At 36.0% G+C, this 25,669-nt stretch carries 24 protein-coding genes; 19 read left to right on the top strand and 5 right to left on the bottom strand.

All coding sequences use genetic code 11. The annotated features are described in order from the left end of the window. Nucleotides 1-130: 130 nt before the first annotated feature. The 6 genes from rpoC (at nt 131) to tuf (ending at nt 8,804) form a co-directional block, all read left to right on the top strand. Nucleotides 131-3,727 carry a DNA-directed RNA polymerase subunit beta' gene (gene rpoC / locus L987_RS00500; RefSeq protein ID WP_197050265.1) on the top strand — a complete coding sequence of 1,199 codons (3,597 nt, stop codon included), beginning with the start codon at nt 131-133 and terminating at the stop codon, nt 3,725-3,727. A gap of 157 nt (nt 3,728-3,884) precedes the next feature. Beyond that, the gene (locus tag L987_RS00495; protein ID WP_047502357.1) at nt 3,885-4,139 is read left to right on the top strand and encodes a ribosomal L7Ae/L30e/S12e/Gadd45 family protein; all 255 of its coding nucleotides are present in this window, start codon (nt 3,885-3,887) and stop codon (nt 4,137-4,139) included. Nucleotides 4,140-4,233: 94 nt separating this feature from the next. Beyond that, entirely contained in the window at nt 4,234-4,647 is a 414-nt protein-coding gene (gene rpsL, locus L987_RS00490; RefSeq protein ID WP_002484156.1) for a 30S ribosomal protein S12, read from the top strand. 70 nt (nt 4,648-4,717) lie between these two features. Next, a complete protein-coding gene (gene rpsG, locus L987_RS00485) occupies nt 4,718-5,188 on the top strand; it encodes a 30S ribosomal protein S7 (protein ID WP_002484155.1) in 471 nt (156 codons plus the stop codon). A 119-nt stretch (nt 5,189-5,307) separates the two neighbouring features. After that, nucleotides 5,308-7,398 (top strand): elongation factor G, encoded by a 2,091-nt coding sequence (gene fusA, locus L987_RS00480; protein WP_011303836.1) that lies wholly within the window; start codon nt 5,308-5,310, stop codon nt 7,396-7,398. A gap of 218 nt (nt 7,399-7,616) precedes the next feature. Then, nucleotides 7,617-8,804 carry an elongation factor Tu gene (gene tuf / locus L987_RS00475; protein WP_002484153.1) on the top strand — a complete coding sequence of 396 codons (1,188 nt, stop codon included), beginning with the start codon at nt 7,617-7,619 and terminating at the stop codon, nt 8,802-8,804. A gap of 449 nt (nt 8,805-9,253) precedes the next feature. On the opposite strand, the gene L987_RS00470 is transcribed toward tuf, so the two are convergent. Then, nucleotides 9,254-10,435: a M20 family metallopeptidase gene (locus L987_RS00470; RefSeq protein ID WP_047502353.1), complete on the bottom strand. Its 1,182-nt coding sequence runs from the start codon at nt 10,433-10,435 to the stop codon at nt 9,254-9,256. A 192-nt stretch (nt 10,436-10,627) separates the two neighbouring features. Here L987_RS00470 and L987_RS00465 point away from each other — a divergent pair, with 192 nt between their 5' ends. Both L987_RS00465 and L987_RS00460 read left to right on the top strand, forming a co-directional pair. Next, nucleotides 10,628-11,818: a glycine C-acetyltransferase gene (locus tag L987_RS00465; RefSeq protein ID WP_047502350.1), complete on the top strand. Its 1,191-nt coding sequence runs from the start codon at nt 10,628-10,630 to the stop codon at nt 11,816-11,818. Nucleotides 11,819-11,945: 127 nt separating this feature from the next. Beyond that, a complete protein-coding gene (locus tag L987_RS00460) occupies nt 11,946-12,434 on the top strand; it encodes a kinase (protein WP_047502347.1) in 489 nt (162 codons plus the stop codon). A 76-nt stretch (nt 12,435-12,510) separates the two neighbouring features. Here the strand turns inward: L987_RS00460 and L987_RS00455 are convergent, their stop codons facing one another. Next, the gene (locus L987_RS00455; protein WP_011303833.1) at nt 12,511-12,963 is read right to left on the bottom strand and encodes a hypothetical protein; all 453 of its coding nucleotides are present in this window, start codon (nt 12,961-12,963) and stop codon (nt 12,511-12,513) included. Between the two features lie 271 nt (nt 12,964-13,234). Here L987_RS00455 and L987_RS00450 point away from each other — a divergent pair, with 271 nt between their 5' ends. The 8 genes from L987_RS00450 to L987_RS00415 all read left to right on the top strand — a co-directional run bounded on the left by L987_RS00450 (nt 13,235) and on the right by L987_RS00415 (nt 19,164). After that, complete coding sequence (locus L987_RS00450; RefSeq protein ID WP_047502344.1) at nt 13,235-13,801, top strand: GNAT family N-acetyltransferase; 567 nt, start codon at nt 13,235-13,237, stop codon at nt 13,799-13,801. A 30-nt stretch (nt 13,802-13,831) separates the two neighbouring features. Continuing rightward, a complete protein-coding gene (locus tag L987_RS00445) occupies nt 13,832-14,338 on the top strand; it encodes a GNAT family N-acetyltransferase (RefSeq protein WP_041079812.1) in 507 nt (168 codons plus the stop codon). 179 nt (nt 14,339-14,517) lie between these two features. After that, nucleotides 14,518-15,222 (top strand): CoA transferase subunit A, encoded by a 705-nt coding sequence (locus tag L987_RS00440; protein ID WP_047502339.1) that lies wholly within the window; start codon nt 14,518-14,520, stop codon nt 15,220-15,222. Beyond that, nucleotides 15,215-15,862 carry a 3-oxoacid CoA-transferase subunit B gene (locus L987_RS00435; protein ID WP_047502336.1) on the top strand — a complete coding sequence of 216 codons (648 nt, stop codon included), beginning with the start codon at nt 15,215-15,217 and terminating at the stop codon, nt 15,860-15,862. The genes L987_RS00440 and L987_RS00435 overlap by 8 nt, the downstream gene beginning before the upstream one ends. Nucleotides 15,863-15,871: 9 nt before the next feature. Beyond that, the gene (locus tag L987_RS00430; RefSeq protein ID WP_047502332.1) at nt 15,872-16,648 is read left to right on the top strand and encodes a 3-hydroxybutyrate dehydrogenase; all 777 of its coding nucleotides are present in this window, start codon (nt 15,872-15,874) and stop codon (nt 16,646-16,648) included. A 136-nt stretch (nt 16,649-16,784) separates the two neighbouring features. Continuing rightward, complete coding sequence (locus L987_RS00425) at nt 16,785-17,168, top strand: hypothetical protein (RefSeq protein WP_156105194.1); 384 nt, start codon at nt 16,785-16,787, stop codon at nt 17,166-17,168. A gap of 18 nt (nt 17,169-17,186) precedes the next feature. Continuing rightward, a complete protein-coding gene (locus tag L987_RS00420) occupies nt 17,187-18,140 on the top strand; it encodes an ornithine cyclodeaminase family protein (protein WP_047502327.1) in 954 nt (317 codons plus the stop codon). 223 nt (nt 18,141-18,363) lie between these two features. After that, a complete protein-coding gene (locus L987_RS00415) occupies nt 18,364-19,164 on the top strand; it encodes an ABC transporter permease (RefSeq protein ID WP_047502324.1) in 801 nt (266 codons plus the stop codon). 104 nt (nt 19,165-19,268) lie between these two features. Here L987_RS00415 and L987_RS00410 read toward each other — a convergent pair whose 3' ends face one another. Then, complete coding sequence (locus L987_RS00410) at nt 19,269-20,120, bottom strand: NAD-dependent epimerase/dehydratase family protein (RefSeq protein WP_047502423.1); 852 nt, start codon at nt 20,118-20,120, stop codon at nt 19,269-19,271. Between the two features lie 174 nt (nt 20,121-20,294). On the opposite strand from L987_RS00410, the gene L987_RS00405 reads away from it, so the two are divergent. Continuing rightward, nucleotides 20,295-21,137: a sialate O-acetylesterase gene (locus L987_RS00405; RefSeq protein ID WP_047502320.1), complete on the top strand. Its 843-nt coding sequence runs from the start codon at nt 20,295-20,297 to the stop codon at nt 21,135-21,137. Between the two features lie 111 nt (nt 21,138-21,248). After that, on the top strand, nt 21,249-21,725 hold the full coding sequence (locus tag L987_RS00400; protein WP_047502318.1) for a DUF1440 domain-containing protein: 477 nt from the start codon (nt 21,249-21,251) through the stop codon (nt 21,723-21,725). 75 nt (nt 21,726-21,800) lie between these two features. Here L987_RS00400 and L987_RS00395 read toward each other — a convergent pair whose 3' ends face one another. After that, nucleotides 21,801-22,106, bottom strand: a complete 306-nt coding sequence (locus tag L987_RS00395) for a monooxygenase (protein ID WP_011303821.1) — start codon at nt 22,104-22,106, stop codon at nt 21,801-21,803. Nucleotides 22,107-22,310: 204 nt separating this feature from the next. On the opposite strand from L987_RS00395, the gene L987_RS00390 reads away from it, so the two are divergent. After that, nucleotides 22,311-23,390: an aldo/keto reductase gene (locus tag L987_RS00390; protein ID WP_011303820.1), complete on the top strand. Its 1,080-nt coding sequence runs from the start codon at nt 22,311-22,313 to the stop codon at nt 23,388-23,390. 343 nt (nt 23,391-23,733) lie between these two features. Here the strand turns inward: L987_RS00390 and L987_RS00385 are convergent, their stop codons facing one another. Next, nucleotides 23,734-25,116 carry a GntP family permease gene (locus L987_RS00385; RefSeq protein WP_047502313.1) on the bottom strand — a complete coding sequence of 461 codons (1,383 nt, stop codon included), beginning with the start codon at nt 25,114-25,116 and terminating at the stop codon, nt 23,734-23,736. Nucleotides 25,117-25,669 lie beyond the last annotated feature (553 nt).

Raw genomic sequence — 25,669 nt, 5'->3', positions numbered from 1 at the left:
GCTGTGTGCTTAATTAGTGCACACTCTAAGCGGGCATTTCATTATTGATATAGAGCAATCAATCAATTTGCACAGCTAATCTAAATTGAAGGAGGTAGGCTCCTTGATTGATGTAAATAATTTCCATTATATGAAAATAGGACTTGCTTCACCTGAAAAAATCCGTTCATGGTCTTTTGGTGAGGTTAAAAAGCCAGAAACAATAAACTATCGTACTTTAAAACCAGAAAAAGATGGTCTATTCTGTGAAAGAATATTTGGACCTACAAAAGACTGGGAATGTAGTTGTGGTAAATACAAACGCGTACGTTACAAAGGTATGGTTTGTGATAGATGTGGCGTAGAAGTAACTAAATCTAAAGTGCGCCGTGAAAGAATGGGGCACATTGAATTAGCTGCACCTGTATCACACATTTGGTATTTCAAAGGTATTCCAAGCCGTATGGGTCTATTATTAGACATGTCACCAAGAGCGTTAGAAGAAGTTATTTACTTTGCTTCATACGTTGTTGTTAATCCAGGACCAACTGGATTAGAGAAAAAGACATTATTATCTGAAGCTGAATTCAGAGAATACTATGATAAATTCCCTGGTAAATTCACAGCTAAAATGGGTGCTGAAGGTATCAAAGAATTACTTGAAGAAATTGATTTAGATGCTGAACTCAAGCACTTACGTGATGAGTTAGAATCAGCTACTGGTCAAAGACTTACTCGTGCAATTAAACGTTTAGAAGTTGTTGAATCATTCAGACATTCTGGTAACAACCCAGCATGGATGGTCTTAGACGTACTTCCAATTATCCCACCAGAAATCAGACCAATGGTTCAATTAGATGGTGGACGTTTTGCGACAAGTGATTTAAATGATTTATACCGCCGTGTTATCAACCGTAACAACCGTTTGAAACGTTTATTAGACTTAGGTGCTCCTGGCATCATCGTACAAAATGAAAAACGTATGTTACAAGAGGCTGTTGACGCACTTATTGATAATGGTCGTCGTGGCCGTCCAGTAACTGGTCCAGGTAACCGTCCATTAAAATCACTTTCACACATGTTAAAAGGTAAACAAGGTCGTTTCCGTCAAAACTTATTAGGTAAACGTGTTGACTATTCAGGTCGTTCAGTTATTGCAGTTGGACCTAGCTTGAAAATGTATCAATGTGGACTACCTAAAGAAATGGCACTTGAATTGTTCAAACCTTTCATTATGAAAGAATTAGTTCAACGTGAAATTGCGACAAACATCAAAAACGCGAAAAGTAAAATTGAGCGCATGGATGATGAAGTATGGGATGTATTAGAAGATGTTATTAAAGAACACCCAGTTCTTTTAAACCGTGCACCTACACTTCACAGATTAGGTATCCAAGCATTTGAACCTACACTTGTTGAAGGTCGTGCGATCCGTCTACATCCACTTGCTACAACAGCTTATAATGCCGACTTTGATGGTGACCAAATGGCTGTTCACGTACCATTATCTAAAGAAGCTCAAGCTGAAGCGCGTATGTTAATGTTAGCAGCGCAAAACATCTTGAACCCTAAAGATGGTAAACCAGTTGTTACACCATCACAAGATATGGTATTAGGTAACTATTACCTTACATTAGAGCGTAAAGAAGCAGTGAATACAGGTACGATTTATAATGATACGAACGAAGTACTAAAAGCTTATGCAAATGGCTACGTTCACTTGCATACAAGAATTGGTGTACACGCAGCATCATTCAATAATCCTACTTTCACTGAAGAACAAAACAAAAAAATCTTACTAACGTCTGTTGGTAAAGTAATATTTAATGAAATCATTCCTGATTCATTTGCATATATCAATGAACCAACACAAACGAACTTGGAAAATAAAACACCTGAGAAATATTTCATTGCACCAACTGAAATTGGTGAAGAAGGCTTGAAAGCTTACTTTGATGAACAACCGTTAATCAAACCTTTCAATAAGAATTTCCTAGGAAATGTTATTGCAGAAGTGTTCAACCGTTTCAGCATCACTGATACGTCCATGATGTTAGATAGAATGAAAGACTTAGGATTCAAGTTCTCATCTAAAGCAGGTATCACTGTTGGTGTATCTGATATTGTGGTACTACCAGACAAACAAGATATCTTAGATGAACATGAAAAACTCGTTGAAAAAGTAACGAAACAATTTAATCGTGGTTTAATCACTGATTTTGAACGTTACAACGCAGTAATCGAAATTTGGACAGATGCCAAAGATCAAATTCAAAACGAATTGATGGGCTCACTAGAAAAAACAAATCCTATCTTTATGATGAGTGACTCTGGTGCCCGTGGTAACGCGTCTAACTTTACACAGTTAGCAGGTATGCGTGGACTTATGGCTGCGCCTTCTGGTGAAATTATCGAATTACCAATCACGTCTTCATTCCGTGAAGGTTTAACAGTGTTAGAATACTTCATCTCTACTCACGGTGCGCGTAAAGGTCTTGCCGATACAGCACTTAAAACAGCCGATTCTGGTTATCTTACTCGTCGACTTGTTGACGTTGCTCAAGATGTTATTGTACGTGAGGAAGATTGTGGTACTGACCGTGGTTTACTTGTTTCAGATATCAAAGAAGGTACTGAAATGATTGAACCATTCATCGAACGTATTGAAGGTCGTTATTCTAAAGAAACAATTCGTCATCCAGAAACAAATGAAGTAATTGTTAATCCTGACGAATTAGTAACTGCAGAAATCGCTAAGAAAATTACTGATGCTGGTATTGAGGAAATGTATATCCGTTCAGCATTTACATGTAACACACGTCATGGTGTATGTGAAAAATGTTACGGTAAAAACCTTGCAACTGGTGAAAAAGTTGAAGTTGGTGAAGCAGTTGGTACAATTGCTGCCCAATCAATTGGTGAACCAGGTACACAGCTTACAATGCGTACATTCCATACAGGTGGTGTAGCAGGTAGCGATATCACACAAGGTCTTCCTCGTATCCAAGAGATCTTCGAAGCACGTAATCCTAAAGGTCAAGCCGTGATTACTGAAATCGAAGGTGTTGTTGATGACATCAAATTAGCGAAAGATCGCCAACAAGAAATTGTAATTAAAGGCGCTAATGAAACGAAATCTTATCTAGCTTCTGGTACTTCAAGATTGAAAGTAGAAGTTGGACAAAGTGTTGAACGTGGTGAAGTTCTAACAGAAGGTTCAATTGAGCCTAAGAACTATTTATCTGTATCAGGTTTAAATGCAACAGAAAGTTATTTACTAAAAGAAGTTCAAAAAGTTTACCGTATGCAAGGTGTTGAAATCGATGATAAACACGTTGAGGTTATGGTAAGACAAATGTTACGTAAAGTACGTATCATTGAAGCTGGAGATACTAAGTTACTTCCAGGTTCATTAGTAGATATTCATAACTTTACTGATGCCAACCGTGAAGCATTTAAAGAACGTAAACGTCCTGCAACAGCTAAACCAGTATTACTAGGTATTACGAAAGCGTCTCTTGAAACTGAAAGCTTCTTATCAGCGGCTTCATTCCAAGAAACAACACGTGTACTTACTGATGCTGCAATTAAAGGTAAACGTGATAACTTACTCGGTCTTAAAGAGAATGTTATTATCGGTAAATTAATTCCAGCTGGTACAGGTATGAGACGTTATAGAGATGTTGAATACGATAAAGCTGCACCTGAAACTGAAATTGTAGAAGAAGTACAAACTACTGAAATATAATTTTGAGTTAAATGAACAAGGTGGTCGGAATGCGATTTTCGATCACTTTGTTTTTTAATTATTTTTGCAAAATTATTGGATTTAAAGTTGACTCAGCAGTAATGAAAATGTTATTATTATTAAGGTTGATGCAAGCAGAACTTTGGAGGATATTTATATGTCTAATGAAAAAGTTGCACGCTTTAACAAACAACATTTTGTTATTGGTCTTAAACAAACGCTCAAAGCTTTGAATAAAGATCAAGTTACATCATTGATTATCGCTGAAGACGTAGAAGTTCATCTTATGACTCGCGTGTTGAGCCAAATCAATCACAAACACATACCTGTTTCATTTTTCGAAAGCAAACAAGCTTTAGGGAAATATCTAGGTATAAACGTTAATGCAGCTATTGTTGCATTATTAAAATGAGATTAGTAAGAATGATTCTTACTAAATTTTATTTACCCTTAAAATGAACCACCTGGATGTGTGGGATTATAAATGAGGAAAGGAGGAACTAATCATGCCAACTATTAATCAATTGGTACGCAAACCAAGACAAAGTAAATCAAAAAAATCTGATTCACCAGCATTAAACAGAAATTTTAACAGTAAAAAGAAAAAATTTACTGATTTAAATTCACCACAAAAACGTGGGGTTTGTACTCGTGTCGGTACTATGACACCTAAAAAACCTAACTCAGCGTTACGTAAATATGCGCGTGTTCGTTTGTCTAACAACATTGAAATCAATGCGTATATCCCTGGTATCGGACATAACTTACAAGAACACAGTGTTGTGCTTGTACGTGGTGGACGTGTAAAAGACTTACCTGGTGTACGTTACCATATCGTACGTGGTGCGCTTGATACTTCAGGTGTTGATGGACGTAGACAAGGCCGTTCATTATACGGAACTAAAAAACCTAAAAAATAAGTTTAAGATTGCGTAAATTTTCGCTATAAAATTTAAAATTATACTATAGTAGGAAGGGAGGATTTACATTATGCCTCGTAAAGGATCAGTACCAAAAAGAGACGTATTACCAGATCCAATTCACAACTCTAAATTAGTTACAAAATTGATCAACAAAATTATGTTAGATGGTAAACGTGGAACAGCACAAAGAATTCTTTATTCTGCATTCGACTTAGTTAAAGAACGTAGTGGTCGTGAAGCAGTTGAAGTTTTCGAAGAAGCTATCGATAACATCATGCCAGTATTAGAAGTAAAAGCTCGCCGTGTAGGTGGTTCTAACTATCAAGTACCAGTAGAAGTTCGTCCAGAGCGTCGTACTACATTAGGTCTTCGTTGGTTAGTTAACTATTCGCGTCTTCGTGGTGAAAAAACTATGGAAGAACGTTTAGCTAACGAAATCTTAGATGCTGCTAACAACACTGGTGGAGCAGTTAAGAAACGTGAAGACACACATAAAATGGCTGAAGCTAACAAAGCATTCGCTCACTATCGTTGGTAGGATAGTAGCTTTTTCCCTGAGCATGTTCCACAAAGATAGTTTACTATCACCGGTGCGTGTTTAGGGCATCGCCATATTTAAAGTATTTATTCGCAGTTATACTGGAAGGAGAAAAATACATGGCTAGAGATTTTAGTTTAGATAGAACTCGTAATATCGGTATCATGGCTCACATCGATGCTGGTAAAACAACTACGACTGAACGTATTCTTTACTATACTGGACGTATCCATAAAATTGGTGAAACACACGAAGGTGCTTCACAAATGGACTGGATGGAACAGGAGCAAGACCGCGGTATCACTATCACATCAGCTGCAACGACAGCAGAATGGGATAACCACCGTGTAAACATCATCGATACACCTGGACACGTAGACTTCACTGTTGAAGTTGAACGTTCATTACGTGTACTTGATGGCGCAGTAACAGTATTAGATGCACAATCTGGTGTTGAACCTCAAACTGAAACAGTTTGGCGTCAGGCAACAACTTATGGTGTACCTCGTATTGTTTTCGTTAACAAAATGGACAAATTAGGTGCTAACTTTGAATACTCAGTAAGCACAATTCATGACCGTTTACAAGCTAATGCGCAACCAATTCAGTTACCTATCGGTGCTGAAGATGAATTTGAAGCAATCATCGACTTAGTTGAAATGACATGTTTCAAATACACAAATGACTTAGGAACTGAAATTGAAGAAATTGAAATTCCTGAAGATCATAAAGAAAGAGCTGAAGAAGCTCGTGCGGCATTAGTTGAAGCAGTTGCTGAAACTGACGACGAATTAATGGAAAAATATCTTGGTGATGAAGAAATTTCAATCCCTGAATTGAAAGCTGCTATCCGTAAAGCAACTACTGATGTAGAATTCTACCCAGTTCTTGTTGGTACAGCATTCAAAAACAAGGGTGTTCAATTGATGCTTAATGCAGTAATTGATTATTTACCTTCACCATTAGATGTTAAACCAATTATTGGTCACCGTGCTGATAATCCAGATGAAGAAGTTATCGCAAAAGCTGATGACAATGCTGAGTTCGCTGCTTTAGCGTTCAAAGTAATGACTGACCCTTATGTTGGTAAATTAACATTCTTCCGTGTTTATTCAGGTACATTATCATCAGGTTCATATGTTAAAAACTCTACGAAGAACAAACGTGAACGTGTAGGTCGTTTACTACAAATGCACGCTAACTCTCGTCAAGAGTTAAACACAGTATATTCAGGAGATATCGCTGCTGCGGTAGGTCTTAAAGATACTGGTACTGGTGATACTTTATGTGGTGAGAAAAATGACATCATCTTGGAATCTATGGATTTCCCAGAGCCTGTTATTCACTTATCAGTTGAACCAAAATCTAAAGCGGACCAAGACAAAATGACTACTGCTTTAGTTAAGTTACAAGAAGAAGATCCTACATTCCATGCACACACAGACGATGAAACTGGACAAGTTATTATTGGTGGTATGGGTGAGCTTCACTTAGATATCTTAGTAGACCGTATGAAGAAAGAATTTAACGTTGAATGTAACGTTGGTGCGCCAATGGTTTCATACCGTGAAACATTTAAATCATCAGCTGAAGTTCAAGGTAAATTCGCTCGTCAATCAGGTGGTCGTGGTCAATATGGTGACGTTAAAATTGAATTCTCACCTAATGAAACAGGTGGCGGTTTCGAATTCGAAAACGCTATCGTTGGTGGTGTAGTTCCACGTGAATACATTCCATCAGTTGAAGCAGGTCTTAAAGATTCAATGGAAAACGGTGTATTAGCTGGATATCCTTTAATTGATGTTAAAGCTAGATTATTTGATGGTTCATACCATGATGTCGATTCATCAGAAATGGCCTTCAAAGTCGCTGCATCATTAGCACTTAAAGAAGCTGCTAAAAAATGTGATCCAGTTATCTTAGAACCAATGATGAAAGTAACAATCGAAATGCCTGAAGAGTACATGGGTGACATCATGGGTGACGTAACATCTCGTCGTGGACGTGTTGATGGTATGGAACCTCGTGGTAATGCACAAGTTGTAAATGCTTATGTACCACTTTCAGAAATGTTCGGTTATGCAACATCATTACGTTCAAACACTCAAGGTCGTGGTACTTACACTATGTACTTTGATCACTATGCTGAAGTTCCAAAATCAATTGCTGAAGACATTATCAAGAAAAACAGTGGTAATAAAGCTGAATAATTAAACTTGTTTTGTGAGACAACTGTCTGTACAATACATGTAAAGCTTAATTATGTGGCTTGTAGTTTTATTAATTGATTTTTTGGGAAAAATGCATTATAAAGGTACTGTATGGTCCTTTATACCAAAAAATAAAACAATCTTCTCATGATGGTGAGAAACTGTCATGAGAGATAATTTTAAAAATTTATTTTCTAACGAATAGGAGAGATTTTATAATGGCTAAAGAAAAATTTGACCGCTCAAAAGAACATGCCAATATTGGGACTATTGGTCACGTTGACCATGGTAAAACTACTTTAACAGCTGCTATCGCAACTGTATTAGCAAAAAATGGTGACTCTGTAGCACAATCATATGACATGATTGACAACGCTCCAGAAGAAAAAGAACGTGGTATTACAATCAATACTTCACACATCGAGTATACTACTGACAAACGTCACTATGCTCACGTTGACTGCCCAGGTCACGCTGACTATGTTAAAAACATGATCACTGGTGCTGCACAAATGGACGGAGCTATCTTAGTAGTATCTGCTGCTGATGGCCCAATGCCACAAACTCGTGAACACATTCTTTTATCACGTAACGTTGGTGTTCCAGCATTAGTTGTATTCTTAAACAAAGTTGACATGGTTGACGATGAAGAATTATTAGAATTAGTAGAAATGGAAGTTCGTGACTTATTAAGCGAATATGACTTCCCAGGTGACGATGTACCTGTAATCTCTGGTTCTGCATTAAAAGCTTTAGAAGGCGACGCTGACTATGAGCAAAAAATCTTAGACTTAATGCAAGCTGTTGATGACTTCATTCCAACACCAGAACGTGATTCTGATAAACCATTCATGATGCCAGTTGAGGACGTATTCTCAATCACTGGTCGTGGTACTGTTGCTACAGGCCGTGTTGAACGTGGTCAAATCAAAGTCGGTGAAGAAATCGAAATCATCGGTATGCAAGAAGAATCAAGCAAAACAACTGTTACTGGTGTAGAAATGTTCCGTAAATTATTAGACTACGCTGAAGCTGGTGACAACATTGGTGCATTATTACGTGGTGTTTCACGTGATGATGTACAACGTGGTCAAGTTTTAGCTGCTCCTGGTACTATCACACCACATACAAAATTCAAAGCGGATGTTTACGTTTTATCTAAAGATGAAGGTGGTCGTCATACGCCATTCTTCACTAACTACCGCCCACAATTCTATTTCCGTACTACTGACGTAACTGGTGTTGTTAACTTACCAGAAGGTACTGAAATGGTTATGCCTGGCGATAACGTTGAAATGGATGTTGAATTAATTTCTCCAATCGCTATTGAAGACGGTACTCGTTTCTCTATCCGTGAAGGTGGACGTACTGTTGGATCAGGCGTTGTTACAGTAATCAACGAATAATATAAATTTCTATCTATGATAGATTTTTAAGAGACTCTTTAGGGAGTCTCTTTTTTCATAGAACCCCTATTCACTATGTGAATTAGGGGTTCTTAGTGCATTAGCTGCTAGCTAATGTAAACCAAATCAATTCAGTTTCTGAATTAAGGGGCTTAATGCATTAGATAAAAGCTAATGTTAAACAAGGAAAGGCGATGTCATTATTAAGTGACATCGCCTGTTTTGATTTGCTTTTATATAAAGGAATACATTCGCTTATGCGAATGCATAAGTCTTACTAATTCAGCACAGCTGGAAAGTAAGACTATAAAGTCATGCAATGACTAAGGCTAGTAAGGTTTACTTGAGCTAAAGCTCATGTATAAAAGCACCTAAGTCATGCAATGACTAAGGCTAGTAAGGTTTACTTGAGCTAAAGCTCATGCATAAAAGCCACTAACGTAACTAAGTTACGAAGTGGCTTTAACAATTACGTTTTCGAGTTCAAGGATTTTTAGGAATTCGCATGCTGCATATTTCATTGCCTTTTCATCAATATTGAAGTTCGGGCTATGATGTGGGTGTGTAGTCTCTTTTTCTGGATTACCACAACCAGTTAAAAAGAATGCACCAGGGCGAACTTTTAAATAGTGTGAGAAATCTTCACCAATCATCATTAACTCAGATTCATAGAAACGTAAATTCATCTCATTTGCAGCTTGTTTAACAATTTCATAATTATTTGGATGATTGTGTACAGGTAGGTAGCCTTTAACATAATCTAATGTATAAGTAATGTCATTTGCTAGAGCAAGCCCCTGCAATAATTTGTCCATTTTAGTGATAATATGACTTTGGACTTCTGTATCAAAGGTACGAACGGTGCCTTTACAGAAAGCAGAGTCAGGAATAATATTGTCGGCTGAACCTGCTTGAACCATACCAAAGCTTATCACAGCTTGTTTAACTGGATCAATTGTTCGTGAGACAATCTTCTGAGCACTCATAATGAATTCTGCCATAATTACTACTGGATCAATCGTTTCATGGGGTTTAGCACCATGGCCGCCTTTACCTTGAATGGTGATATTAAATTCATCGGGAGATGCCATCATAGCACCAGGACGTGAATAAATCATACCTGTTGGATAACCTGTCCATAAATGATTACCATAAATTTTGTCTACGTTGCTGAGACAACCATCATCAATCATTTCTTGTGAGCCGCCTGGCATAATTTCTTCACCATATTGAAAGATTAATACAACATCGCCATTTAGTGAGGATAAATGATTCTCAATAATTTCTGCCACACCAAGTAAGATTGCTGTATGACCGTCATGGCCACATGCATGCATGGCACCTGGATTTTTAGATTTATATGATACGTCTGTTAATTCATCTATTGGTAATGCATCGAAGTCGGCACGTAAGGCAACTGTAGGGCCATCACCCTGTCCTTTGAATGTTGCAACAATACCATTTCTACCAACTGGTGTACGTATCTCGCAAGATAATTGACTTAATTGATTCATGATAAAGTCATGTGTGTGATGTTCTTCAAATGATAATTCAGGATATTGGTGTAGATAACGACGTACTTGCACCATCCTACTTTCTTTTTGTTGTGCTAGTTGAAACCAATCAAACAACTTCAACCCTTCTTCCTTCAGCATTTTCATCCATTATATCATTTTACGTGTAGCAACTGTAGGTACAAATAATTAACAATGCTATTAAATTTTAGAAAACGCTTTCTAATATATCATTATTCTACTTTCCACAATTTAAAAAATAGGTTATGATTAACTTGAAAACTAAGATAACTCAAAGGGGGACTTGCAGTGGTTCAATCACTACATGGCTTTTTAGATGAAAATATTCAATATTTAAAAGATAATGGTTTATATAATGAGATAGATACAGTTGAAGGCGCCAATGGACCTGAAATTACTATCAATGGGAAAAATTATGTTAACTTATCTTCAAACAATTATTTAGGACTAGCAACAAACGAAGATTTGAAACAAGCAGCAAAAGATGCAATTGATACACATGGTGTAGGTGCCGGTGCTGTGCGTTCAATCAATGGGACATTAGATGTACATGATGAATTAGAGAAAACACTTGCTGAATTTAAAGATACTGAAGCAGCAATTGCATATCAATCTGGATTCAACTGTAATATGGCTGCCATTTCAGCAGTTATGAATAAAAATGATGCAATTCTTTCTGATGAATTAAATCATGCATCTATTATTGATGGTTGTCGTTTATCTAAAGCGAAGATTATTCGTGTAAACCATTCAGATATGGAAGATTTACGCGCTAAAGCAAAAGAAGCCGTTGAATCAGGACAATACAATAAAGTAATGTACATTACTGATGGTGTTTTCAGTATGGATGGTGATGTTGCTAAATTACCAGAAATCGTAGAAATTGCTGAAGAATTTGGCTTAATCACATATGTTGATGATGCACATGGTTCTGGTGTCATGGGTAAAGGTGCTGGTACGGTTAAACATTTTGGTTTACAAGACAAGATTGATTTCCAAATTGGTACATTATCAAAAGCGATTGGTGTCGTTGGCGGTTATGTAGCAGGTACGCAATCATTAATCGACTGGTTAAAAGCACAATCAAGACCTTTCTTATTCTCAACTTCTTTAGCACCTGGAGATACGAAAGCCATCACAGAAGCAGTTAAAAAACTAATGGCTTCTACAGAATTACATGATAAACTTTGGGAAAATGGCAATTATCTTAAAGATGGTTTGAAAAAATTAGGCTTTGATATAGGTAATTCGGAATCTCCAATCACACCTGTTATTATTGGTGATGAAAAAGAAACACAAGCCTTTAGCCGTCGTTTGAAAGAAGAAGGCGTATATGTAAAATCCATCGTATTCCCAACTGTTCCTAAAGGTACAGGTCGAGTGCGTAATATGCCAACAGCTGCACATACAAAAGAAATGTTAGATCAAGCATTAGCAGCATTTGAAAAAGTTGGTAAAGAACTAGGTACAATTAAATAAATATAACCGTTCATGTATAGCAGCGTGAATATAGTACAAGATTAAGTTTAAAACGTTTGGAGATGGTATGTCTTCAAGCGTTTTTACTATATAATGGCAACACATTATTGTATGGAGTGTGATAAATATGACAAAGTTAATCATCATTAGAGGTAACTCTGGCAGTGGAAAGACAACGATCGCACAGAAATTACAACATACATTAGGCACAGGTGTGATGTTAGTAGGGCAAGATGACATACGTCGCAATATGTTGAATGTACTTGACCAACCTAATAATTTAGCTATTCAACTTATAGATGACATTGTGAATTATGGCATCGCACATTGCGATTATGTTATTTTAGAAGGTATTTTAAATAGTGCTAAATACGGTTCAATGATTGAGCGCTTAATGAATCAAATTAACGTAGACGCATACGCTTATTATTTCAAACTAACATTTCATGAAACAGTAAGAAGACACCATTTGAAAGATGAAACAGATTTTGGTGAAGAAGCAATGATGCGTTGGTTTGTTGAAAATGACATATTAAAGGTAAACCAAGAAACGTATCTATACCAAGAAATGTCTGAAAATGAAATAATAAGGAAGATTCTAGAAGATATCATTTAATATAAAAATTTGAACATAATTAAACTAGCCTGTGATACGGTATCAATACATAATCACAGACTAGTAGTTATTATTATTATTTGAAAGGATTTTTAGACTTTTGCGCAGCTTCACGATTTTCTTTATTTTGCATAAATGGTATAGCAAACCATAAGATGTGTAACATACTTGCTAAAATAATAAGTACAATAGGTATAAAGATTTCAATAATACTTATATCTACGACAAATGATGCAAGCACAAAAGCAGTAATTGACGGTATGGCACAAACGATTACGACAGTTAACAATACAAATTGTATGACTTGTGTCGTTAAGGGACTATAAATATCCATAATCAAGATGGCGATATAAAATAGTGTAATAAATGCGAGTAACACCACAACCCAACCGGTCGACATACCACCTTGTGTTTTAATATAGTCTTGATAAGGTGATAGCGTCGGTAAAATAAATAGAATGACGGTGGATAACCATGATAAGATTCCGAAAAAGATAAAGAAAATTTTTGAAGTATTATTGTTATTCATAAAAAACACCTCCTAAGATACAAAATCTTTGTTGGCTTATATTTGATTTATTTAATAGTTGGTATTGTATAATATACTCGTATTTTATTGGTAACGCTTACATTTATACGTATACCCGTTAAATAAAGTTTTAAAGCATCATAAAAAGGTATTAAATAGGTATAAGCATGTTATTGCATACATCAGTGATGTTGTGATAACAATAAAACACAAAGCTATTCATTATATAATAGATAAAGTGTGCAGAGTGAACATGATAAGGGGATTTTAAATGCATAAAAATTTGGGGTTGCATTTCACTACACAACGTCTTATCATTAGACCGTTGGAAGAAAATGATTACGAATCATGGTTAAGTGGGTTTGTAAATAGAAAGCCATCACAATATAGGCATGACAAAGGTCAAGTAGATATGTCAGATGCTACAGAACCTTGGTTCGCGGCAATGGTGACTAGACAGCAACAAGCGATTGAAGCGGATGATTTATATATATTTGGTATTTTTGATAAAGCGCATCAACATATAGGTATGCTCAATATTAAGAACTTAAGTAGAGATCAATTCCAATGGGCAGAAATTGGCTACTTTATTCATAATCAATATTGGCATCAAGGATTTGCTTACGAAGCTTTGACTGAATTAGTAAAACAAACACGAGACACATTACATTTTCATAGAATTGAAGCGCATATTAATTTGGATAATAATCCATCTATCCAATTGATTGAAAAGTTAGGCTTTCAATTCGAATGTGTGCGCAAAGGTTTTATTTTTGAAAATGAACAATGGACAGATCATTATGTGTATTATATCAACACACATGATAATCATTTATAAACGTAGGTCGAGAAAGGAAGGAGTGTCAACATGGTTGAATTTAGAGAGTTAACAATGGGTGACGAATTAATGTATTGTGATTATATGAGAGAGTGGATTGATCATGATGAAAAAATTGTCCCTACAATTACAAATATTACAAAATATAGTAATTTTGAAGAGTTAGTACATGAATTAGCTGATAATAAGTCACATGATGAATCAGTGGATAATACCACATTATTCTTAATAGAGGATGATGAAATTATCGGTGCGGCGAACATTCGTCACAATTTAAATGAACAGCTTAAAAAAATAGGCGGCCATGTTGGCTACGGTATCCGTAAGAAACATCGTGGTAAAGGATTTGGTAATAAAATCCTGAAAAAATCATTGGATTACCTATCAAGAATCGGTGTTCAAGAAGCATTAGTGACATGTACGGAAGATAATGAAGCGTCTGTAGCAGTCATTAAGCATAACGGTGGCGAAGAGATTGAATCATCGACACTGGAAGATGGCACAGTTGTCCGCCGTTTCCAAATTGAAATAGCGTAATTAAACGAGAGGTTGATAATCTTTAAAGATTATCGCCTCTTTTTTTATTTAAATGTTTCAAAATTTATAAATTATGAGTCTACTATGAAACCGCAAACATAAATAAAGGACTTCATTATAATTTTCAAGTATAATTAGTACTAGGTATTAAAAACAAACGTTAGAAATGAGGTTTATTAATGTCGAAAGTAATAAAAGATATACATACAGCTTTTGAAGGATTGGAAGATGGAATGACAGTACTTGCTGGGGGCTTTGGGTTATGTGGTATTCCTGAGCATAGTATCGAAGCAATTCGTACAAAAGGTACAAAAGGCTTAACTGTTGTGAGTAACAACTGCGGCGTAGATGACTTCGGCTTAGGCCGTTTATTAGAATATAAGCAAATAGATAAAATGATTAGTTCCTATGTAGGAGAAAATAAAATATTTGAACAACAACTGATTAATGGTGAATTAGATGTTGAATTGACACCGCAAGGCACATTAGCTGAAAAGTTACGTTCTGGAGGCGCGGGCATACCGGCGTTTTATACAAAAACAGGTGTCGGTACACCGATTGCTGAAGGTAAAGAAACGCGTGAATTTGATGGAGAAACGTATTTAATGGAACGCACACTAACAGGTGACTTTGGTATTGTCAAAGCACAAAAAGCAGATACATTCGGGAATTTAGTGTTTGAAAAAACAGCACGGAACTTCAATCCATTATGTGCGATGGCAGCTAAAAAAACGGTCGTTGAAGTAGAAGAACTTGTAGAGGTAGGAGAAATTGATCCAGATGCCGTTCATATGTCAGGTGTGTATGTAGATTACATCTATGTCGGTGAACATTTTGAGAAGCGCATTGAAAAGCGTACAGTGAAGGAGGCCAATCATGGATAAAAAAGTACAACGTCAAAAAATTATCCAACGTGCTGCTAAAGAAATTAAAAGTGATATGGTAATTAATCTAGGTATTGGTATGCCTACATTGGTTGCGAATGAAATGAATGACCATGTTGAAAATGTTTACTTTCAATCTGAAAATGGCTTACTTGGTATCGGACCATATCCGACTGAAAATGAAGTGGATCCAGACTTAATCAATGCAGGGAAAGAAACTGTAACAGCTGCTAAAGGGGCGTCTTACTTTGACAATGCAGAATCATTTGCGATGATTCGAGGCGGTCATATCGATTTAGCCATACTTGGTGGCATGGAAGTCTCAGAAACAGGGGACTTAGCGAATTATATGATTCCAGGCAAACTTGTTAAAGGTATGGGCGGCGCGATGGATTTAGTAGTCGGAGCACAAAAAGTAGTTGTCATTATGGATCATATGAATAAACATGGTGAGTCCAAAATAAAATCACAATGTGAATTACCGTTAACAGGTGCTGGTGTAGTCAATACGTTGATTACAGATTTAGCTGTTTTCCAATTTGAAGCGGGTGTCATGAAACTCGTTGAATTACAACCTGACACAACTTTAGAAGATGTTGAAGCACATACGGATGCACATTTTGAAAATCATTTAAAGTAGGTGGCGTAATTGGTAAAAGATAAAGTAACAATTATTACAGGCGCAGCGAGTGGCATTGGGCTAGCGATAGCAAAAGTATTTTTAGAAAATGGTGCCAAAGTGGTGCTTGCTGATTTGAAGGAAGATAAATTAATTCAAGAAACAGATGCATTGAAATCCCAGGGATATGACTGTATGCCAATAAAAGTGAATGTCACAGATGAACAAGCTGTCAAAGCTATGATCAATCAAACAGTTGAACAATATGGACGCTTAGATATTTTATTTAATAATGCAGGGCTACAGCATGTTGAAAGTATCGAATCATTCCCAACAGAAAAGTTCAGACAGATGATTGATATTATGTTGACGGGTAGTTTTATAGGTACAAAATATGCGTTACCTATTATGAAACAACAACAATCAGGACGTATTTTAAATATGGCATCAATTAATGGTGTGATTGGCTTTGCCGGTAAGGCGGCTTATAATAGCGCGAAACACGGGATTATTGGTTTAACAAAAGTAACCGCATTAGAGACCGCTACAGAAGGTATTACAGTGAATGCTATCTGTCCAGGTTATATTGATACACCGTTAGTGCGTAATCAAATGGATGATTTAGCTAAAGAACGTGGTGTGGCAGTAGAACAAGTACTTGAAGACGTTTTATATCCTTTAATTCCTCAAAAACGCTTGTTAGATATTAAAGATATTGCTGACTATGCTTTATTCTTGTGTAGCGATAGTGCGAAAAGTGTCACGGGACAAGCGATTTTGATAGATGGTGGTTACACGGTTCAATAGTTTAAATATATTGTGCAATTAAATTTTTATTTTTAATTCATTTTCAATGAAAATATGTTACGTTGAAATTAACGGAATATAGACAAATTGAAGGTGATTGCTGATAAAAAACACTAACGCCAAAAATGAAGATTGGTTGCCTATCGTAACTAGTTTAGGGCTAACGATACTTTCAGATTTTTTGGATGACCCGTTATATACAAAAATAATGACAGCGATTATGATTTTAGTATTGATATATGCGATTATTAGAGGCGTCATCACCACGAGGTACAGCATTAAAACGGAAGACCCAAATGTAAAAACGTGGTTTAGTATTAAAGTAGATTACTGGCTACTATTTGTTAGAAATATGATACTTTATGGATTTTTAGCAACACTATTTTTTGTTTTTATATATTTGGATGGTCAAACCATGTGGAAATATTTGTTAGTCATAGTAATCATTTTTGTTTTATTTTTAGTAATGATATCTAAGTTGGAAAAGAAAACAGAAATTATAAATCATGAAGACGATTAAAGTGAATAGGGGTGGCTTATGCGTTATATAGATGCACAAGAACAAGCACAATTATTAAATATGGAAGAAATCGTAGAAGCGGTGGCAGACTCACTTAAAGCATATTCTGAAGGTGAAACAGACACACCATTGCGATATTCTTTACCATTCAATGAAGCCAATCGGTATCTGGTCATGCCTGCACTTTCTGATACGCTGAAAGTAGCTGGTGTTAAGACGGTCACCGTAGCTCCAAATAATTCAAAAATTGGTAAGCCTACCATTGTTGGTTCCGTAACACTTTCAGATTATGAAACTGGTGAAACATTAGCAGTGTTAGAAGGTTCATACTTAACGAAAATACGTACAGGCGCAATCTCGGGTGTTGCTACAAAATATTTAGCACGTGAACAAGCTAAGACGCTATGCGTAATTGGAACGGGTGATCAAGCAGAAGGACTGATTGAAGCGGTACTTGCTGTTAGAGATATTGAACGTATTCAATTTTATAATCGTACTTATGACAAAGCACTTAAATTTTCAAAAGATGTCGAGCATCAACATCGTGATTTAGAGTTATATGTATATGAAGATGTTGAATCAGCAATGACTGATGCAGATATAATTGTGACTGCAACGAATGCGACAACACCAGTATTTCAGAAACATTTATCACCAGGGGTACATGTTAATGCAGTTGGTTCTTTTAAACCTGATATGCAAGAACTGCCATCTCAAGCTATTGCAGAGGCAGATAAAGTCGTAGTGGAGGCTCATGAAGCGGCTATGGCTGAAACAGGTGATTTAATCAATCCAGTTAATGAAGGTGTGTTTGCTAAAGATGGATTACATGGTGAATTAGGGCATATCGTTGCGGGGAAATTAGCAGGACGGTTGTCTGATGAAGAAATAACCATTTTCAAATCCGTTGGTGTCGCAATTGTAGATATCGTTGTGGCGAATTACTTTTATCAAAAAGCAGTAAAACAATAAATACAGCTATATTAGAGAGAGACAGTCTTAAAAATTCAATTAAGCCCAATAACTATGACAAGATATTTGTATTTTACAGGTGTCTTGTCTTTTTTTGTACTTTCAATATATTGTTTTTAAATCTTTAATGTTGTAACCTATTAAAAGTTGCTTCTATCTTTATTTATAGCATTTATTTTGTAGATATTATTGGCATATCTCTTGAAAGAGTGGTTGGATTTTTATGAAATCAACGTATTTTGTAATGAAAGAACAATTGACTAATTTATACTTAATAAGAAGATTAGCTGAATTTCAGTTAAGAATTTCTAATAAGAACAATTATCTAGGCACGGCATGGGAATTAATTAATCCGATTATGCAAATCGCAGTTTTTTGGTTTATCTTTGGTTTGGCACTTAGAAGTAATAAGATGATGGAAGGTGTTCCATTTATTTACTGGCTAATTGTTGGTATTAGTATGTGGTTTTTTATAAACGAAGGTGTCTTAGAAGGTAGTAAATCTATCATATCAAAGTTTAATCAAGTAGCTAAAATGAATTTTCCACTTTCGATAATTCCAAGTTATGTCGTTTTCAGTAAATTTTATGGGCATCTATTTTTATTAATCATTGTTATGATTATTTGTTTTATTGGAGGATATCATCCCTCTATATATACGTTACAATTACTTCTATACTTAGTTTATGCACTTATTTTAACAAATGCTATTGCATTAGTAGCATCCACATTAAGTATATTAGTTCGAGACATCCATTTAATTTTACAAGCTTTAATGAGAATGGTTTTCTTTGTTTCTTCGATATTATATTTACCTAATAACGACATAGTGATGTTCGTTATGAAATTAAATCCCATTTATTTTCTAGCAGAAGGATATAGAGCAGCAATTTTACATCATGAATGGTATTTTATTACCCATTGGCAGTTAACAATATATAATATTGTGCTTGTTATTTTGCTTTATATATTGGGTTCAATCATACATATGCATTTTAGAGATAGATTTGCTGATTTTATGTAATTAATAATGAAATGGATTATAAAATTTTAAATAAACACCCCTAAAGTTGATATGATTTTCAACTTTAGGGGTGTTTCGTCATTAAAACTTAATTGAGTTTATTTTTATTTAATTGGCTCCATGCCTTGTTTCCAAGAAGGATAAATCAGTTTACTGCCATGATCTCGGAATTTAGCATTAGAAGCACCTCTTTCATGAGCTTCAGCTGGTTGGATATTGAGTTGTGGATTAACATTTAATAAGTCAGCGTACCATGCTGCCCAAACGTCACCTTTAACTGGTTCATCATCCCCTACATTATAGATACCTGATTCAAAGTTAAGTGCCTGAATTGCTACTTCAACAGCATCATCGATATGGATAAATGATTGAACGCCATCTGTCATTGTGACAGTATCTTCTTTAAATGAGTTATAAATCATACCATCTTTGCCATACCATGTGCCTGGTCCATAAAGTAAGCCATAACGAAGCACAACACTATTTTCGATACGTGCAGTTTCAGTTTCTAAAACTTCTACGCCATCCACTGTAATCTTACGGTCGCCAGTTGATTGAGTATCCAGTGGTGTCTCCTCTGTAGCTAGAGTATCGCCACCTTCATAAGTAAAGGCAATACTTTGGGATTGCATTTGTTTTACATTGTTTTTTAACGCTGCTTCAACAAGGTTTTTCGTACCTTCAATTCTTACTCTTGTATTTGCGGACATGTCTACATTTTTTAAATCTGTAATTTCATTCATGATAATGTCTGGTTTATAATCTGAAATTGCAGCTTCGACAGTATCATATTTTAAAATATCTCCAATGTAAGCTTCGACGCCTGCATCTACAAGTTTCGCTTTACCTTGTTGCGAAGTTGTAAAGCCAGCGACCTCATAGCCTTCTTGTAATAATCTTTGTGTTAATTTAGTACCAATTAATCCAGTGGCACCTGTTACGAATACTTTTGTGATAGTAAAGTCCTCCAATTTTTTGCTTTCTATAATTATTTTCCGTTTTAGGTATATATCAAACGTAATAAATGTGAACATTCATTGGAGTTTTCATAGAGTGATTATATTTTCAACGAATTTAAGGATATAGTATGATACTTATATTAAATAAATATCGATATAAGGAAGTTATATATGAAATCAATTCTACTGGTAGGTCAATCAAATATGGCTGGACGTGGATTTATAGATGAAGTACCGCCCATCATTGATGAACGGATGATGATGTTAAGAAATGGTAAGTGGCAAATGATGGAGGAGCCGATTCATAGTGATCGCTCAGTCGCTGGGATTGGTCCGGCTGCTTCTTTTGCAAAATTGTACTTAGATAAACACCCAAATGAAACGATTGGTTTAATTCCGTGCGCTGACGGTGGTACAACGATTGATGATTGGGCGCCGGATCAAATACTGACACGACACGCACTTGCAGAGGCGACATTTGCTCAAGAAACGAGTGAAATCATTGGGATATTGTGGCATCAAGGTGAGAGTGATAGCTTAAATCAACGCTACCAAGACTATGACAAGAAATTGAAAACGTTGATCAATTATTTTAGAGAACAGTTAAATATTCCTGAAGTACCATTTATTGTCGGATTATTACCTGACTTTTTAGGCAAAGCAGCATTTGGTCAAAGTGCAGTAGAATATGCACAAATCAATGAGGCACTCAAACGTGTTACGCAATTAACAACAAATTCTTATTACGTCACAGCACAAGATATTACGGCTAATCCAGATGCTATTCATATCAATGCCAACTCACAACGTTTATTTGGCATGCGTTATTTTGCCGCTTTCTCGAGACAAACACACATCAATCAGCCATTACCGGAAGAAAAAGAGGCAGAGACTATACTCTATAAAACGCAATATACGAAAAATGAACAGATGTATATGCTTGTTTCGAAGTTTTCAAAGAATGAAATCACATATGAAGCATTTATTGAGGGCATGGGTAAACTTCAGTCATAATGCATTTCCTGGGAAATGATCTAATTCTAAGGCTTCACAGATTAAAATCACTAACTTATTTCCGTTTAGGGTAAATAGAGTAGTGGATAATAATCTAGTGAGGTGAAGAAAATGTCTAATATTTCAATCAAACGTGTAGCAATCACTGGTGTTATTGGTGGACTGTTAGCTGGTGCTGTAAAAATGGGCTGGGAAGGTTTGGTACCGCCACGTACACCTGAACGAGATGAAGAACCACCGCCTGTCACAATGATGAAGGTATTCAATGTACCAGATAAAATACGGCATGCATCATATGTATATAATGATAATGAAGTGCCATTAGCGGTGATGGGTATCCATTATGGATTTTCTGTAACAAATGCGACACTGTATGCGTTATTAAGCGAGCAATCTGAATCTGTTACGGCTTGGAAAGGTGGCTTGTTTGGCATAGGTGTGCATGTGTTATTCCATGAATTTGTCTTACCGAAACTTAAACTTACGCCAGAACGTGACGAACTGCCACCCGAAGAACATTTCTCCGAATTGCTAGGTCATATGGTATGGATGTATACAATTGACTTGGTGAGAACATCAGTAAAATAATTTAAAATATAAAACAACGTCCCCCTTAATGAGACACGATTACGTGCATGTTTAAGGGGGATATTATTTGTGAAATCAATCGATGCGTCCGTTCGTAATTGTTGTAAGGCCTTCGTTAATGTCAAAATATTTAGCATTAACTTTTGAAACACCCATTGAGTTTAAACGAGTACGATGCCTGTTTAAATATTGTTGTGCATTGTCGTAAGTATCAAAAGCGTAAATACCACCAGCTTCTTGTTCAGATTCATTTTCTGTCCAAATTTTCCACAAAAATCCTGGTTCATCATTAATTGACTTTGCTAAATCTTCAAATTGTTGTGCCATGGCTTCTCCAAAAGGACCTTCTAATGGAAAATCAACTTGTAAAATAGTGACCATACTTCAACATCCTTCCAATGGTTATATTTATAGGTCTATCATACGCGCAATTTTAAAAGGAAGGTACCGACAAACATTGAAAAGTGTTGGATAAATCTTATCCATGTTCATTGGATAACAAGCATTGTGAGATAGTGGCTTTGGATTTAATTCACGAATAAAAGGGAACATAAAGTGTAGTAAGCAAATGTGAGGAGGAAAATAATGGATTATACACAATTAGGTAATTCAGGATTATCAGTATCTAAATATGCACTAGGCAGTATTCCATTTACAGGTACAAATGGATTTGAAAATGCAGGCGGTATGTCTCAAGACATGACCAATCATATGATTGATTATGCTTTAGATCAAGGTATCAATCAGTTTGATACTGCGAATTTGTATTCTAAAGGCGATTCCGAGATTGCATTAGGCAAAGCGATTAGAGATAAACGACATCAGATGGTGATTAGTAGTAAGACTGGATTTCAATTAACGGATAATCCTAACGATGGTGGTGCAGGGCGTGTAAATATTGAGCATTCTATAGATGAATCCTTACAGCGCTTGAACACGGACTACATTGATTTGTATTATACACATTTATGGGATGGTCAGACACCTGTAGAAGAGACGATTCAAGTGATGAATGATTTAATTCAAAAAGGTAAGATTCGTTATTGGGGTGTATCTAATTATAGCGGATGGGCTTTAGCGAAGACGCACACCTTGGCAGTTGCAAATCATATGGCGCCACCTATTGCGCAACAAATATATTACACACCTGAATCTAGAGAAGCGGAATACGAGTTACTACCAGCCGGTAAGGAATTAGGTGTCGGTAACAGTATTTGGTCTCCGTTAGGTGAAGGGCTTTTAACTGGAAAGATTAACCGACAACAGGCTGGTGAACCGGGTACTAGACAAGGTGACGGTTGGGCAGAACCATACGTCAAAGATACAGCGTTATTTTATGATTTGATAGATACGTTACAAGAAATTGCAACGCAACATCAAGTGTCAGTCGCTCAAGTCACTTTGGCATGGTTAAGAGATCGACCTAATGTTGATTCGCTTGTATTAGCTGCGAGAACGAAAGCGCAGTTGCAAGATAATATTGCTTCTTATAATTTACAGCTGACAAGCAATGAAATTAAGACAATTACGGAATTAACTACACCAGAACCGATTTATCCATTATGGCATCGCGCGATGAACGCTTATGACAAAGCTTCTGATTCTGAAAAGACTTATTTAGAAGAATATAATCGTTTGATGGAAAGAAAAGACACGTTGCTATAATTTGAAGTATTTGTCATTTTTAAAGCGATTGAAGATAAAGTATGAAAAAACTGTCAACAAAGTCTGAGACTTTATCGACAGTCTTAAGCGTCTGGGACAAAAATAAATGTCTCGGACGCCTTTTCATTTAGGCAGTACATGACTGAACTGAAGATGTAAAGTCTTACTGCTTTTTCTATTTATGAAAATGAGTAGTTCTTATGCATAAAAATGCTAGTGAGACTTATGCATGAGCTTCAGCTCAGGAAAACTTTCAATCCTAGTCATCCTTGCCTTGATTGTATAGATGGGACTTCGAAATCTCAATTAAAAAATTTGATTTCTGTCCCATTTCCTTTTAGCGTTAAAACAAACCAATAATAGCATTCAAGAGTAGTACCATAATCAGACCACAAATACCGACAATGGATTGTACAATCGTAATCGTTTTAAATGTTTCTCCCATGGACATACCAAAGGATTCTTTGACTAACCAGAAGCCGCCATGATTTACATAGTTAAAGAATAAAGAGCCAGAACCAATAGCAATCGTTAATAATTCTTTGTTAATACTTGGATTTGCTTGAATCAATGGGTAAAGTAAATTGGTTGCGCCAACAATGCCAACGGTTGCGGAACCTGTTGATATAGATAATAATGCAGCCACTACCCATCCCATTAATAACGCAGATAATGAGAAATTGTCGGCAAGGTGAACGATTGCCGTACCTACGCCAGAATCTTCAAGGACTTGACCGAATGCGCCACCACCCGCAATGATTAGCATGATACCGGCGATAGGTTTCAAACTGCTACCTAAAGCATCTCGAATTTTTTGTGTGTCGCGATGTTTTAAATAGCCGAGAACGATAATGGCATAAAGCACACCCACAAACATGGCGATGATTGGGCTTCCGAAGAATTCGAAAATCTTGTATTGTAATGTTTTTTCTCCAAAAAAGATACCAGCAATGGCATGTAATAACATCATAATCACTGGAACTAATATAGTAGAAAAGGCTATGAATGTTGATGGTGCTTGGGTGTTTTCGTTGTTGTCGTTCGTATATTGATTTAACAAATCTTGATTTGGCTTCACAGATAATCGCGGTGTGATAAATTTACCGTAAAGTGGACCAGCGATGATAATGGTTGGAATCGCACATATGACACCAAGTACCATAGTTATCCCGATATTCGCACCAAACTGATTCACTGAAATCAGTGGGCCAGGATGTGGTGGCACCATACCATGCATCGTTGCTAATGCAGCAATAACAGGCACACCGATAGCTACATAGGCAGATTCTTTCATTTTATGTTCATCTTCTAATTTTTTAGCAATTGTAAAAATCAGTGGCAGTAGCATAATCAATCCAACTTCGAAAAACATTGGAATCCCAATAATAAACGCAGCTAACGCCATCATCCATGGCAATTTTTTGTAAGACGCATTCTGTAATATCGAAGATGCAATTTTGTCGCTAGCACCTGAATCAGAAAGTATCTTACCTAGCATGGCACCTAGCGCGATGGTTACGCCCGTTTCACCGAGTGTTGAACCAGCCCCAGTTTCTATAGATTCAACAATTTTATCAATGTCTAATCCAGAAGTGAAACCGACAAAGATTGCGGTTAGTAGTAATGCAAGTAGTGGATGGAATTTTAATTTTGAAGTGATTAAAAAGATGAGAAATAAAATACTTATCACTGTAATAATCAATAGTTGATAGTCTTGTGTTGTCACTTGAAGCTCCCCCTTATGTATAGTATCGATATAGAACGATTTGTGTTTATCGATAAAATATATATAAATATGATTTATTAAAAAAATTAATTCAGACTATGAGATTCATTTTAAAACAAATTAATCATAATGACAATAAACCGCTTTCATTATAATAATAGGAAAGGTGGATGAGTTGATTAAATATCTTATATATTCTTGCAATTATATATATTTGGTGTATGATTAAAGTGAATTATTACACTTTTGTCAATAGGGAAATACAAACTAAGGGGTGATTTAGAAATAATTCATTTATTTTCTTATAGAAATCGTATCCATTGTATGTGTCTATATCATATGTAAATGTAACTTTGCTTAGGGTTTCTTTCTCGTAATATGAAAGTTAACTTGCTAATAGGGATGAATTGATGTACTAGTGTTTGAATGCATTATGTATTGCTCATGTTTCGCCAAAAGGGATTCAAAAAATGAGGAGTGATTTATTATGCGTAAAGTAGGAAAATTACTTTCAGCAACCGTCGTTGTATCAACACTTGTCGTCGGATCTTCA

The organism is Staphylococcus sp. ZWU0021, from assembly GCF_000798895.1.
GTDB lineage: Bacteria > Bacillota > Bacilli > Staphylococcales > Staphylococcaceae > Staphylococcus > Staphylococcus saprophyticus.
The sequence above is the reverse complement of the archived record's forward strand: the minus strand, read 5'-3'. Positions and strand labels throughout refer to the sequence as shown.

What these genes read in the sequence shown, in the direction of transcription:
- L987_RS00435 (WP_047502336.1), top strand. Translation starts at nt 15,215, where the DNA reads ATGGATAAAAAAGTACAACGTCAAAAAATTATCCAACGTGCTGCTAAA.
- fusA (WP_011303836.1), top strand. Translation starts at nt 5,308, where the DNA reads ATGGCTAGAGATTTTAGTTTAGATAGAACTCGTAATATCGGTATCATG.
- L987_RS00450 (WP_047502344.1), top strand. Translation starts at nt 13,235, where the DNA reads ATGCATAAAAATTTGGGGTTGCATTTCACTACACAACGTCTTATCATT.
- L987_RS00390 (WP_011303820.1), top strand. Translation starts at nt 22,311, where the DNA reads ATGGATTATACACAATTAGGTAATTCAGGATTATCAGTATCTAAATAT.
- L987_RS00495 (WP_047502357.1), top strand. Translation starts at nt 3,885, where the DNA reads ATGTCTAATGAAAAAGTTGCACGCTTTAACAAACAACATTTTGTTATT.
- L987_RS00420 (WP_047502327.1), top strand. Translation starts at nt 17,187, where the DNA reads ATGCGTTATATAGATGCACAAGAACAAGCACAATTATTAAATATGGAA.
- L987_RS00460 (WP_047502347.1), top strand. Translation starts at nt 11,946, where the DNA reads ATGACAAAGTTAATCATCATTAGAGGTAACTCTGGCAGTGGAAAGACA.
- rpsL (WP_002484156.1), top strand. Translation starts at nt 4,234, where the DNA reads ATGCCAACTATTAATCAATTGGTACGCAAACCAAGACAAAGTAAATCA.
- L987_RS00445 (WP_041079812.1), top strand. Translation starts at nt 13,832, where the DNA reads ATGGTTGAATTTAGAGAGTTAACAATGGGTGACGAATTAATGTATTGT.
- rpsG (WP_002484155.1), top strand. Translation starts at nt 4,718, where the DNA reads ATGCCTCGTAAAGGATCAGTACCAAAAAGAGACGTATTACCAGATCCA.
- L987_RS00455 (WP_011303833.1), bottom strand. Translation starts at nt 12,963, where the DNA reads ATGAATAACAATAATACTTCAAAAATTTTCTTTATCTTTTTCGGAATC.
- rpoC (WP_197050265.1), top strand. Translation starts at nt 131, where the DNA reads ATGAAAATAGGACTTGCTTCACCTGAAAAAATCCGTTCATGGTCTTTT.
- L987_RS00440 (WP_047502339.1), top strand. Translation starts at nt 14,518, where the DNA reads ATGTCGAAAGTAATAAAAGATATACATACAGCTTTTGAAGGATTGGAA.
- L987_RS00405 (WP_047502320.1), top strand. Translation starts at nt 20,295, where the DNA reads ATGAAATCAATTCTACTGGTAGGTCAATCAAATATGGCTGGACGTGGA.
- L987_RS00395 (WP_011303821.1), bottom strand. Translation starts at nt 22,106, where the DNA reads ATGGTCACTATTTTACAAGTTGATTTTCCATTAGAAGGTCCTTTTGGA.
- L987_RS00415 (WP_047502324.1), top strand. Translation starts at nt 18,364, where the DNA reads ATGAAATCAACGTATTTTGTAATGAAAGAACAATTGACTAATTTATAC.
- tuf (WP_002484153.1), top strand. Translation starts at nt 7,617, where the DNA reads ATGGCTAAAGAAAAATTTGACCGCTCAAAAGAACATGCCAATATTGGG.
- L987_RS00400 (WP_047502318.1), top strand. Translation starts at nt 21,249, where the DNA reads ATGTCTAATATTTCAATCAAACGTGTAGCAATCACTGGTGTTATTGGT.